This is a genomic window from Streptomyces sp. NPDC001070, from assembly GCF_053598835.1.
In genome coordinates, this window is record NZ_JBSFLB010000004.1 from 179,722 (window position 1) to 191,704 (window position 11,983).

Annotated in this window: 11 protein-coding genes and 1 tRNA gene; 1 reads left to right on the forward strand and 11 read right to left on the reverse strand. The window is 69.6% G+C overall.

Translation table 11 applies throughout. The features are described 5' to 3' along the window. Positions 1-3 precede the first annotated feature (3 nt). The 4 genes from ACWDAS_RS06815 to ACWDAS_RS06830 form a co-directional block, all read right to left on the reverse strand. The gene (locus ACWDAS_RS06815) at positions 4-1,329 is read right to left on the reverse strand and encodes a homoserine dehydrogenase (RefSeq protein ID WP_450387767.1); all 1,326 of its coding nucleotides are present in this window, start codon (positions 1,327-1,329) and stop codon (positions 4-6) included. 126 nt (positions 1,330-1,455) lie between these two features. Then, positions 1,456-2,847 (reverse strand): diaminopimelate decarboxylase, encoded by a 1,392-nt coding sequence (gene lysA, locus ACWDAS_RS06820; protein WP_450387768.1) that lies wholly within the window; start codon positions 2,845-2,847, stop codon positions 1,456-1,458. Positions 2,848-2,866: 19 nt separating this feature from the next. Next, positions 2,867-3,847: an ArgS-related anticodon-binding protein NrtL gene (nrtL, locus tag ACWDAS_RS06825; protein WP_450387769.1), complete on the reverse strand. Its 981-nt coding sequence runs from the start codon at positions 3,845-3,847 to the stop codon at positions 2,867-2,869. 56 nt (positions 3,848-3,903) lie between these two features. After that, the gene (locus tag ACWDAS_RS06830; protein WP_450387770.1) at positions 3,904-4,404 is read right to left on the reverse strand and encodes a response regulator; all 501 of its coding nucleotides are present in this window, start codon (positions 4,402-4,404) and stop codon (positions 3,904-3,906) included. A gap of 277 nt (positions 4,405-4,681) precedes the next feature. Here ACWDAS_RS06830 and ACWDAS_RS06835 point away from each other — a divergent pair. Continuing rightward, positions 4,682-4,753: transfer RNA gene (locus ACWDAS_RS06835), tRNA-Arg, on the forward strand. 375 nt (positions 4,754-5,128) lie between these two features. Here the strand turns inward: ACWDAS_RS06835 and ACWDAS_RS06840 are convergent. The 7 genes from ACWDAS_RS06840 to ACWDAS_RS06870 form a co-directional block, all read right to left on the reverse strand. Beyond that, positions 5,129-5,716: a hypothetical protein gene (locus tag ACWDAS_RS06840; RefSeq protein ID WP_450387771.1), complete on the reverse strand. Its 588-nt coding sequence runs from the start codon at positions 5,714-5,716 to the stop codon at positions 5,129-5,131. Positions 5,717-6,126: 410 nt separating this feature from the next. Then, complete coding sequence (locus tag ACWDAS_RS06845) at positions 6,127-6,696, reverse strand: nucleotidyltransferase domain-containing protein (protein ID WP_450387772.1); 570 nt, start codon at positions 6,694-6,696, stop codon at positions 6,127-6,129. Positions 6,697-6,874: 178 nt separating this feature from the next. Next, entirely contained in the window at positions 6,875-8,248 is a 1,374-nt protein-coding gene (locus ACWDAS_RS06850; RefSeq protein ID WP_450387773.1) for a tyrosine-type recombinase/integrase, read from the reverse strand. Beyond that, on the reverse strand, positions 8,245-8,418 hold the full coding sequence (locus ACWDAS_RS06855; protein ID WP_179279879.1) for a helix-turn-helix transcriptional regulator: 174 nt from the start codon (positions 8,416-8,418) through the stop codon (positions 8,245-8,247). The genes ACWDAS_RS06850 and ACWDAS_RS06855 overlap by 4 nt, the downstream gene beginning before the upstream one ends. A gap of 11 nt (positions 8,419-8,429) precedes the next feature. Continuing rightward, positions 8,430-9,833 carry a replication initiator protein RepSA gene (gene repSA, locus ACWDAS_RS06860; RefSeq protein ID WP_450387774.1) on the reverse strand — a complete coding sequence of 468 codons (1,404 nt, stop codon included), beginning with the start codon at positions 9,831-9,833 and terminating at the stop codon, positions 8,430-8,432. Further along, positions 9,830-11,377 carry a DNA cytosine methyltransferase gene (locus tag ACWDAS_RS06865; RefSeq protein WP_450387775.1) on the reverse strand — a complete coding sequence of 516 codons (1,548 nt, stop codon included), beginning with the start codon at positions 11,375-11,377 and terminating at the stop codon, positions 9,830-9,832. Before ACWDAS_RS06865 ends, repSA begins: the two co-directional genes overlap by 4 nt. Positions 11,378-11,660: 283 nt before the next feature. Continuing rightward, positions 11,661-11,963 carry a SpdD-like protein gene (locus ACWDAS_RS06870; protein ID WP_450387776.1) on the reverse strand — a complete coding sequence of 101 codons (303 nt, stop codon included), beginning with the start codon at positions 11,961-11,963 and terminating at the stop codon, positions 11,661-11,663. Positions 11,964-11,983: the final 20 nt, after the last annotated feature.

The following is an 11,983-nucleotide window of genomic DNA, read 5'->3' on the forward strand; positions in this document are numbered from 1 at the left end:
GGCTTACTCCCCTTCAACACGCATGATGCTGGCGACGCCCCGAACGGTGTCGAGTTTGCGCAGGGCCTCGACGGTCGCCGCGAGCGCCGCGTCCGGCGCCCGGTGGGTGACGACGACGAGCGAGGCCTCGCCGCCCTGTTCGACGGCGACTCCGTCCCCGCCCGGATTCCTGCCCTGCTGGCGAACCGTGTCGATGGACACCTGATGCTCGGCGAAGACCGTGGCCACCTGGGCCAGGACACCCGGTTTGTCCGCCACGTCCAGGCTGATGTGGTAGCGGGTCACCACATCGCCCATGGGGCTCACGGTGAGCTGCGCGTACGCGGACTCCCCCGGCCCGGTCGTGCTCGCCAGCCTGTTGCGGCAGGTCGCCACCAGGTCGCCCAGGACCGCGGAGGCCGTCGGCGAGCCGCCCGCCCCGGGACCGTAGAACATCAGCTGACCGGCGGCCGCGGCCTCCACGAAGACCGCGTTGTACGCCTCGCGCACGCTCGCCAGCGGGTGCGTCAGCGGGATCATCGCCGGGTGGACGCGGGCGGTGACCGAACGGCCGTCGGCACTGCGCTCGCAGATCGCCAGCAGCTTCACCGTGCAGCCCATCCGCTGGGCCGAGGCGATGTCGGCCGCGGTGACCTCGGTGATCCCCTCGCGGTGGACGTCGTCGATGGTCACGCGGGTGTGGAAGGCGATGCCGGCCAGGATCGCGGCCTTGGCGGCGGCGTCGAAGCCCTCGACGTCGGCGGTGGGGTCGGCCTCGGCGTAGCCCAGCGCGGTGGCCTCGTCCAGCGCCTCGGAGTAGCCGGCGCCTGTGGTGTCCATCTTGTCGAGGATGAAGTTGGTCGTGCCGTTGACGATGCCGAGCACCCGGTTGACCTTGTCGCCGGCGAGCGACTCGCGCAGCGGGCGGATCAGCGGGATGGCGCCGGCGACCGCGGCCTCGTAATAGAGGTCCACCCCCTGCTCGACGGCGGCGGCGTGCAGCGCGGCGCCGTCGGCGGCCAGCAGGGCCTTGTTGGCGGAGACGACACTGGCACCGTGCTCGAAGGCGGTGGTGATCAGGGAGCGGGCCGGCTCGATGCCGCCGATCACCTCGACGACCACGTCGATGTCCCCGCGTTTGACCAGGGCTGTCGCGTCCGTGGTGAGCAGTTCCCCGGGCACCCCGGCACGTACCCGGTTCGGCCGCCGCACGGCGATCCCGGCCAGCTCCACCGGGGCGCCGACCCGCGCAGCGAGGTCGTCCGCGTGCGTCGTCATGATGCGCGCCACCTCTGAGCCGACCACACCACAGCCCAGCAGCGCCACCTTCAGCGGACGCGTACGCATCATCCGACCTCGCTTCGCGTTTTCGGCTCTTTCGAGCTCTTTGGACGGTCCCAGTCTCACGCACCGGACGGAAGATTCCACGCCCTGTCCGGATCGCGAGACCGGTCTCCTTCTATGTGAGATTCCACGTCAGCCGACGTCGAGACGCAGGAGATCCTCCTCCGTCTCGCGCCGGACGATCACCCTGGCCTCGCCGTCCTTGACGGCGACCACCGGGGGGCGCAGGGCATGGTTGTAGTTGCTCGCCATCGAGCGGCAGTACGCGCCCGTCGCGGGCACCGCCAGCAGGTCGCCGGGGGCCAGGTCGGCGGGGAGGAAGGCGTCGCGCACGACGATGTCACCGGACTCGCAGTGCTTGCCGACCACACGGCTCAGCATCGGCTCGGCGTCGCTCGACCGCGACACCAGGGCCACGCTGTACTCGGCGTCGTACAGCGCGGTGCGGATGTTGTCCGACATGCCGCCGTCCACGCTCACGTAGGTCCGCAGGCCCTCCAGCGGCTTGATCGTGCCCACCTCGTAGAGGGTGAACGCCGTCGGGCCGACGATCGCCCGTCCCGGCTCGACCGACAGCCGCGGCACCGCGAGCCCCGCCCCCTGGCACTCCCGGGAGACGATCTCACCCAGCGACTTGGCGATCTCGTGCGGCTCGCGCGGGTCGTCGTCCGGGGTGTACGCGATGCCGAGGCCGCCGCCGAGGTCGATCTCGGGCAGCTCGACGCCGTGCTCGTCGCGGATCTGCTTCAGCAGGCCGATCACCCGGTGCGCGGCCACCTCGAAGCCGGAGGTGTCGAAGATCTGCGAGCCGATGTGCGAGTGGATGCCCACCAGTTCGAGCGAGTCCAGGCGCAGCACGCGGCGCACCGCCTCCGCGGCGTCCCCGCCGGTGAGGGAGAAGCCGAACTTCTGGTCCTCGTGCGCGGTGGCGATGAACTCGTGGGTGTGCGCCTCGACGCCCACGGTGACGCGGATCTGGACCCGCTGCCGGGTGCCCAGCCGCTGGGCGGTGTCCGCGACCCGGACGATCTCCTGGAACGAGTCCAGCACGATCCGGCCCACCCCGGCCTCGACGGCCTGGCGGATCTCCGCGACGGTCTTGTTGTTGCCGTGCAGCGCGATGCGGTCGGCCGGCATCCCGGCGGACAGCGCCACGGCCAGTTCACCACCGGAGCAGACGTCGAGGTTGAGGCCCTCCTCGTGCAGCCACCGCACGACCGCGCGGGACAGGAAGGCCTTGCCGGCGTAGAAGACGTCGGCGTCGGTGCCGAAGGCCTCGCGCCAGGCGCGGCAGCGGGCCCGGAAGTCGGCCTCGTCCAGGACGTACGCGGGGGTGCCGAACTCCTCGGCGAGCCGGCGGACGTCCAGGCCGCCGACGGTGGCGACGCCCTCGGCGTCCCGGGTGACGGTGCGGGCCCAGACCTGGGGGTCCAGGGCGTTCAGATCGGTCGGCGGCGCCGCGTAGTGGCCCTCGGGAAGGACGTCGGCGTAACGGGGCCCGGCGGGGTGGGCGGAACGGCTCATCGTCTCCTGCTCTCTGCTCTCACAGGTGTCGGGGGGCGCTGATGCCGAGCAGGGTCAGGCCGTTGGCGAGCACGGTCCCGGCGGCGTCGGCCAGCGCCAGGCGGGCCCCGTGAACGGCCGAGGGTTTCTCCTCGCCCTTCGGCAGCGCCGGGCACTCGTCGTGGAAGCGGAGGAAGGCGTCGGCGGTGCGCTCCAGCAGCCGCGCCACCCGGTCGGGCGCGCCGTGCCGGGCCGCGGCCTCCACGGTGCGGGGGAAGTCGGCGATCAGGCCGAGCAGTCCGGTCTCCGCGGGGTGGCGGGGGCCCGCGCCGTCCGCGCGTGGCTCGACGCCCAGATCGTGGGCGTTGCGCAGCAGGGCCCGGGTACGGGCGTGAGCGTACCGGACCCGGAACAGGGGGTTGCTCTCGCGCTGCGCCAGGTGCTCGGCCGGGTCGGTGCGGGGCACGTCCTCGGCGGGCGGGCGCAGCAGGGCCCAGGCGGTGGCGTCGGCGCCGAGGGTGCGGTGGAGCTCCGGCGTCCCGGCCGCGACGGGGCGCGGGTGCCGCGCGGGCGGCTCGATACCGGTGGCGGCGTGGAGGCGGTGGAGGGCGGCGGCGAAGGCGGCGGCGCGGGCATCTCGTTCAGGGACTGCCGGGGGCGGAACGTCCTGGTGGCGGACGCCGTAGCGGGGCCCCTGGTCGCGGACGAGGCCGACGAGGGCCTCGTACGACTCGCCTTCGAGGGTGATGTTGAGGAAGCCGGGGTGGGCGATGTCGACGCGGGCGATGCCGGGGGTGCCGGCGAGCCGGCGGCCCAGCACCTCGGCGACGGTGAGCGGCGCGGCGCCGGTGACGGGGGCCAGCTGCAGGGCGACGTTCGTGGCGTAGTCCCCGCACCCGGGCCGCGGCGGCTTGCGGACGACGATCCGCTCGGGGACCGGGCCGGTGAGGCTGAGCTCGTCGGCCTCCACGGCACGACGGACCGTGGCGAGCACGGTGCGGGAGAGCTCAGCGGGGGTCACAGACGCAAGCGTAGGCGAGGAGGGGGGTGCCGACGCGAACGGGTTTCACCCTTTGGTCACCTCTCGTCACGCAGTGCCGGGAGTGGCCGCAGGGTCCCTTCCTCTTCTTCTTCCTCTTGACCGGCCTGACCGGCTTGGGCGGCTTGGGTGGCTTGGACGGCTTGGGCCGCTTCGGGGGCCTGGGAGCCGTCGACGAGCCGCCGTACGACCCTGACCAGTTCACCGGGCTCGAAGGGCTTGCCGAGGAACGCGTCCACCCCGGCGGCGACCCCGCTCTCCACCTCCGCCTGGGTGCAGGCGCTGATCACGACGATCCGCATGTCGCGCGTGCGGGGATCGGCACGGAGGCGGGCCGCCGTCCTTATCCCGTCGAGGCGTGGCATGACGACGTCGAGGGTCACGATGTCGGGCCGGACCCGCTGCACCACGTCCAGGCACTCGGCACCATCGGCCGCGGTCACGACCTCGAAGCCCTCCAGCTCGAGGTTGACCCTGATCAGCTGCCGGATGACCTTGTTGTCGTCGACGACAAGCACCCGGCCGGACACGCCCGGCACATTCGAAGCCTAGGCGTGCCGGATCGGATGCGTCCGCGTTTTCCCCATTCCCTCCCCGACCGGGGGACGCCACGGCGGTGCTCCGGACAGGGGGCCGTGCCATGGGCTATGCCACAGGCACGTTGCGCGGGGCACGGGGTGCGGGCCCGGCGCCCACCCCCCTTCGACCCTCTCGCGCCGCCTTCTGGCCCTCGACCCGCCTCCCCGGAAACCCTGTACACGGACACCCCTTCCAGGCTGGTAAGGTTTCACCCGTCGCCGCCACAGCGGATGACACGCCCCCGTAGCTCAGGGGATAGAGCAACGGCCTCCGGAGCCGTGTGCGCAGGTTCGAATCCTGCCGGGGGCACCTTGTACGAGGTGCCAAAAGACCCCGCCACCAGCCAAGACGCTGAGTGCGGGGTCTTTGCGTATGCGCAGGCGTGTGCCGCCGGAAGCGGGTCTAGGACGGGGTCTGTGGACAATACGTGGACAGGATCTTGGAGCATCAGCGCAGATGAGCGTGAAAGTCAGGCGGTGACGGACCCACCCAGTCCTCTGACGTCCCATGGTCGCTCGCGACACTTGAGCCGTGGCATAGAGGGCACCACGCAGAAAATCACGAGCCGCCCGCTTTCCCCGTCGGTTGAAGGTGGCGCCGCCGGCCGATGGGCGGCCGGATGATCCCGACCGCCCAGCCTCCACGAGACCACTGACGCGAAAACTGTGCCTGATGGCTGGCTAACTACAGATGTTCTTCAGAAACTGGCTCGCGAAGAGCGAGCAAAACGTAGCTGCGGTGCTCACGGCCACCTGGCGATCGCGCCGTTAGGACATGCAAATCTGCCACCACTTGCCGTTCTGCGTACGCCGCTAGCAAGCCCGTGACGTCATCTTTGGGAGTGCGGACGACTACAACGCCCTTCCCCTCCACTTCGAGCTCGATCACTCCGCGTAGCTTGCTGCCCCCGACCACTGTGCCAACGAGTTGGTCGTTGCTGTCTTCTACCTGCGCCGCCCTCAGTGCTTGTCGGCAGCGGTCAGCACTCTCCGAGCTCAAAGAAGACGTGCGGCGAGAAGTTGCCTTTGACTCCCAGGTCAGGGTGACGCTGGTCCCGGTAGAAGCAAGAACGTCCGACAGATCCGACAGATGGCTGATCACTCGCCGGCCCAGCGGCAATGCCGCATCGAGTACAGCGTCCTCGGCATCGACTCCAGAGCTCGCGCGGTCAGCCACGTCAAGGATCCGGTTTATCGCCTTATCTAGGAGCACATCAGAACCCGTGCCCGGCAACTCTCCCTGTCCGAGATCAGGCGCCCCCTGCAAAACCATGCCATACGAGGATGCGAAGACCGGCCCAGAGAAAAGTCTGGTAATCCTTTGAATCTCTTTCGGTACAGGTCCCGAGTCCCGTGTCGGACGGAGCTCGTCCAGGGCGTAAGCCACGGATTGGACCGCAGCTTGAAGGGTCCGGAGCCAATCGCCTAGAACAGCCGACTCAATCCGGTGACTACGCACCGCATCGCCGTCGAGGGAAAATCTCAAAACCGGCCACGCCAGGTGTTCCTGAGACTCAGATTCCCCGCTGCCCTCCATGGATCTGGCGAGTCGCTTGAGCTGGGCAGACCGTAGTTCAGCCATCGTGCGCGGGGCTGGCTTCTCCGCAGATTCAGACCTTCTTGCCGCAAGCCAGGCACGCAGGGCGTTCTTGTCTGTGGCGTCAGGCAAGCTGTGAGGCGTGCTCATAGCGATACCTCCACGTAACCCCTGCGCTGGCCAGCGCCAGTGCGGCAGCGCTGCCAGATTTCGTCATACAGACCAAGCAGCTGGAAGACTTCAGTATCCCCCGCTGCCATCGCTCCAACCAACCCTAGATCCTTGAAGTCCACAGTGGCAGGCAGGCTCAGGATGTAGGCGTCGACGCGCATGCCGTGCTTCACGCACCACTCCCGATCGGCGAGGTTGGCAAGGTCGGCGATGTCGTCTGGCTCAGTGATTGCCCCGAAGACGTCTGCGTCAATCAGGTAGGCAAGGTCCACATCGCTAGGGTCCAGTTTGCCGCTTACGAAGCTACCTGCCAGCCAGATGCGTCGCACTCCTCCGAACAAGCATTCAACGGCTGTCCTATGCGCCTGCAGCTCGGTCCACAGCCCGAGGCGGGTGCTCGAATCCCGGAAGGGTTCTCCCCGCACCAAGGTGTGTTCAACTTCGTCCCAGGTCATTGGGTAGCGACCGGGAGGCGGGCACAGGGTGTCCGGGTCGAAGGGCGGTAGCGGAGGCATGGAGCTCCTGGCGCGATCGGAGTAGTGCATGCACTCTATGTGACGAAGTACTCACGGATCCGGTGTTCCCCGAAACTCTCTCGCCTGTCTGACTCTGGGCACGGCCTGTGGATCGGATCTTGCCCTTCGCCGCCCGTGAGCTGGGAAGCAGTAGAAGCAGTAAGTCCCATGGCCAGGTCCTGAAGTCCGTGGGCAGGGACAGCAGCCCTCACTCGTACTCGCGCAGCAGGTCGTCGATGCGTCGGTTGGCTGCCTCCTGCCGCCCGTCGAGACACTTCGCGTAGCGGGTCAACAGCACCTCGACGCTGTTCCCGGCACGCTCTGCAACCTCGGTGGCGTCCACGCCGGCGTTGAGCCACGTCGATAGCGCCGAGTGCCGAAGGTCGTAGGGCCGCCGAGCGAGGGGCGATACGGCCACAGTCGGCGGCAGCGCCAGCAGGCGAGCCTCTTGCCAAGCCCGGTAGTAGGAGGACGAGGAGACCACTCCTCCGCCCTCGCTAAAGAACAGGCGCCCGTCATCAGCCGTTCCGAAGGTGTCGAGATGTTCCCGGAAGATGGCCACCAACTGCGGGGGGATCGGCACCCGCCGCACGTCTTCAGCCGGACGGTTCTTCAGCCCGCGGTCGTCATGGCTCTCCCCCGAGTCGGTCCACTGCCTTCCCACGCTCGGGCGCGTGCGGTGGAGCAGGGCGGAGCCCCATCCGGTGGCCGGCAGGATGAGATCACTCTCGGCCAGGCCGACCGCTTCGGCCGGGCGTAAGCCCCCGAAGTACATCGCGGCGAACAGGCCCACGAGGCGCCGTCCGCGAGCACGCCGGTATCCGCCGACGTACGACACGGCGTTCAGGAGGGTGCGAGCTTGGTGTGGGTTGGCGACGACCCGAGGGTCTACCTCGGCGGAGACTTTGGGCTTTTGCCACCGCACGCCGGCGAGCGGGTTTTCCGGGAACTCGCCCAGGTCGACCGCGTAGTGCATGGCGTTGACGAGCGTCCGTCGCTTCCGCCGCACGGTCTCAGCAGCGGCCGCAGTGCCGTCCAATTTGAGCTTGAGGGAATCGAGCACGGCGCGGCCAATCGCCGGGTCGCCAAGATCCGCCAGCGGACGTGACGCCTTGGACACCCAATGCAGTGCATTGGCGATCTCCGGCGGCAGTTCCCTATCATTCGGCCCCGGGAGGACGAAGGCCCAGTTCCGCAGAGCCTTGCGGAGCAGTTCCTCTGGCGGCTGGCCGAGACGGTCATCCAGGAGCGCTATGGTCACCGATGCCAGCGATTCATTGATTCCGTCGCGGGTGTTCGGTGCGGCGTGCGGCCACTTCATCGTCAGATACTTGAGCGCGAAGTCGTACCAGGTCAGCGTGGCCTTTTGCTCCGCCATGGACAGAGGGAGACCGCTGCTGGCATCGAACTCCTCTCCGTCGTGGGCTGCTCGCAGAAGCTTGGAGCGGAAATTGTCGGCGAGGCCTTTGGTCCGGAACGTATCGGAGAAGACCTGGCCGCCCACGGACCAGCGCACGTTGTAGGACGGTGTCTTGGTGTTCCGCTTGCGAACAGCCCACACCTTCACGTCGAGGGACTTCACGCGGCAGTCCCCTCCAGCCGGCGCAGCCACGCCATGAAGTCACTGCGCCACACCCGGAGCTCCCCGTTGGGCAGCTTGAAGGCGTCAGGGCCCTGCCCCAGTTCGCGCCAGCGGTAGAAGGTGCGGCGCGAGACGCCTCCCAACTCGGCAAGGATCTGCGGAACGGTCATCAGTTCGTCCTTCACGCTGCGGCTCCTTCCAGGGCGAGTTGGTCGCGCAGGGCTTCGCGGGCGGTTTCGCGGCTTGCTTGGATGTCGCGGTGGATGGTGGCGGCGAGCCAGGCTTCGCCGGGGGTGTGTCCGTGGCCGGCGTAGGCCCAATGGGAGAGCACGAGGATGGTGGCCTCGGGGTTGTCGTCGGGGTCCGGTAGACCGAGGGCTTCGCGTTGCTGGGCGGCGCGGTAGTCGGCGCGAACCTGTCGCAGTGCGGTCAGGGTGGTGGAGTAGGTGCGGGATTTGGTGGAGAAGTGGCCGCGGAAGCCGAGCATGTGGGCCCAGTCGCGCAGCTTGCGGTCGGGGTAGAAGCGGTGGAGGTCGAGGCAGGCCGTGATGAGGCGCCGGGGGTGGTCGGGGACGCCTAACAGGACGAGGGCTTCGTGGTTGCCGATGGGGCGGTCGACGGTGCCGGTGGTCTCGGCGGCTTTGGTGGCGTACTTGGCCACGTAGGAAGCAACAGCTTGTTCGGTGATCTCTCCACTGGCGAAAGCGCCAATAGGGCGGACGTCGAGCTGAGTGCCCCAGCGCAGCGCCCAGTCATCGGTGTGGCCGGCGTCCGGGTTGGCAGGCACGACGACGCGGACCCGCGCGACAGCGGCGCGGATGGCCGCGGTGAGCAGGTCGAGGGTGGCCCAGGCCGGGGGCGGCGAATCCGGTCCTTCGGGGCCGTCGAAGCGGATCACGGCATGGAAGTGGACGGCTCCGCGCTTTTGGTACTCGGCGACCTTGCCGAAGGAGACCCGGGACTGTTCGCGGGCGGCTTTCTGGGTGAGGCCGGCGCGGGCGGCGATCTCGCGGCGCAGGTAGATGGTGAAGTACCGCCACAGGTCGGAGGCGTGGTTGTTCCACAGCACCGCGCCGGCGTAGTCGTATCGGTCCGGGTCCAGCGGGGTCCCAATCGCGGGGTCGCCGTCGCGGTGGGCGGTGCCGCAGCGGCAGCGGCCGGAGTCGGGACGGTTGTGCACAGGGCCGAAGGAGGGGGCAGTGAGAGTGGCGAACACCCGCGGGTGATCCCGCACGGTTTCGGGGGTGCCCTTGTCGGGGTCACCGACGAGCCCGGCGCGGATGAGGTGGTAGGTGTCGCCAGCGTAGGTCCAGGCGCAGGCCGGGCAGCGAGAGGCGCGGCGGTTGCCGCAGGCGACGCGCAGCTGGCCGCCGGGCTCGTTGTCGGTGTCGTAGCTGTGGAGGACCTGGCCGGTGACCCGGTCGATGGTCTTGGTGTAGCCGACCAGGTGGATCGGGTCGGAGCAGCCGCCGGTGCGGCGTACCTGATCCATCCAGCGGTCCAGGCCCGGACGCCCGGCCACCCGCAAGAAGTCCCGCCAGGTAGCCGGGTCCAGACCCGCCAGGGGCGTGGCAGTGACGGTCACAGGCGACCCCCGGCAGGGGTGCGCGGCAGCGTGGTACCGGTGATGGCTTCCACGAGTGCGGAGACGAGGACTTCGGCGACGGGGGGTGTGACGGCGTTGCCGTACTGGCGGACCTTCTCGCGCTTGTTGCCGAGGACGGCGTAGGTGTCGGGGAAGGCCATGCCGCGGCCGATCTCGCCGGGTTCGAGCATGCGGAAGAGCACGGCGTCCAGGTCGACGGCCGGGCCGTTGACCAGGGCGTAGCGGTCTCGGGTGGTGAGGGTGCCGACCGGCTCCCGAACGGTGCGAGCGGTGCCGGTGCCGGTGCCGTAGTAGGGAACCAGGAGGGTGTCCCAGTGGACGGGTTCGGGGGCGGTGACCAGGCCGTGGTGGTTCCCGGACGCCGTGACGGTGGCCAGGGCGTCGGTGACCGGCCGGGCGTCGGAGGAGCCGCCGCGGAGCTCGGCGATGAACGGCAGCCACGCGAGGCCGGTTTCGTTGCGGGCGGTCTGGGTGCGCAGCGGGTCACCGGCCGGGGCAGCCTGCTTGCCCTCCCTGCCCTCCACCGGCACCAGCAACGGCGGCACCGCCAAGGCGTCGTTCTCCCGGGTGGTGCGGGTCGGCAGGGGCTCGGTGACCGGGGCGGGGTCGGTGCGCCAGGTGCCGCCGGCAGGGACGGTGACGGGGAGGGCATAGCGGTCCAGTCCGGCGCGGATACGGGCGAGGGTCTTCGGGGACAGGCCTTTGGGGCGGTCGGCGATCGGGGTGCCGGGGCGGGTCCAGTCGATCGCCACCGCCGCTGGCAGCACGCCCGGTTCTACGACGCCGTTCCGGCAAGCGGCGCGGGAGCAGCGGTAGAGGTACTGCTGGCGGTAGCGGCCCATGTCCCGTTTCGGGTTCTTGAACGACTGCACCGCGGTGACGACCTGCTCGCACACCGGGCACCAGGCGGTGGGGCGCACCCAGCGGTCCCAGTCCGGGTCACGGCCCAGATCGGCCCGCCAGTAGGCGAAGTAGAGGCGGTCGCGGGACTGCGGCGCGGGCGCGGAGCGGGCGGGGCGGGCGTGCATGGAGTTCAGCGCGATCAGGCGGGTGCGGTAGCCCAGGGCGCGGATGGCGCCGACCCATTCGGTCCAGCGGTACCAGGCGCGTACGTCGATGACGTTCTCCACCACCCCCGCGAGGACGGGCTTGCCCCGTGCGGCGCAGGCTTCGAGGTAGCGGGGGATGTCCCACATGAGAGCCCGGGACCGGTCGGTTGCGGCGTCGGGGAGGGTGTCGCCGAACAGGTCGGGCTGGGCGTCGAAGTCCCGCCGCTTGCCCCGGGCGTTGGACCACTGCGGGCACTCCGGGGAGGCCCAGAACAGGTCAGCGGCCGGGAAACGGGCGACGTCGGCGTCATGCAGGTCGCCCAGGAAATGATCTGCGCCGGGAAAGTTCTGGGAGTGGGAGGCGATCGCCTTGTCCCAGTGGTTCGCGGCCAGCACCGGCCGGATCCCGGGGACGGCGGCGGCACCAGAGGACGAGCCGCCCGCACCGCAGAAGAAGTCGACGTAGGTCAGCACGACACACCCGCCCTCACCGAGGCGGACGCGGCGGCCGTCCAGGAGGATCCGGAGCCGGAGCAGGCAGGGCAGGTGATGCGGATGATGGCGCGGGACCCGTCGCTTAGGCGAGTGCCGGTGGTGATGGCGACGGCGGGGAAGCCGTCGCAGTAATGGCAGATCCGCGCCGGGGCAGGGCTGTGCTGGGGCATGATGGGGCCTCCTTGTCGGTCTTCGTGATCGGTGAGGGGCAGGGCTCTCGGGGCGGTCGATGCTTGGCGGTTGACGCCGCCCCGAGGGCCGGTCAGTGCTTGTACTGCCCGTTAAGCAGAGAGCGCAGGACCACCGCGCACACCGCGACCGATGCGGCAGTGATGGCGACGGCGAGCAGCAGCGAGACCAGGACCGTGCCGACCACCAGCGCGGCGGCGGTGCCGCCAGCGACGACGGTGATCAGGGCGCCGGGGGTGAGTTGCACCGTGGGTCGCGTGGAAGCGACCGGAACCGGGGCAGGGACGTAGTGCTGGGGCTGCACGGCGCCTGTGCTCGTCGGCGGGGTAACGATGCCAGTCGCGGTGGGGTTGGTCGGGATCTTGGGACGGAGCATGGCGGATCTCCCTTCCGGGG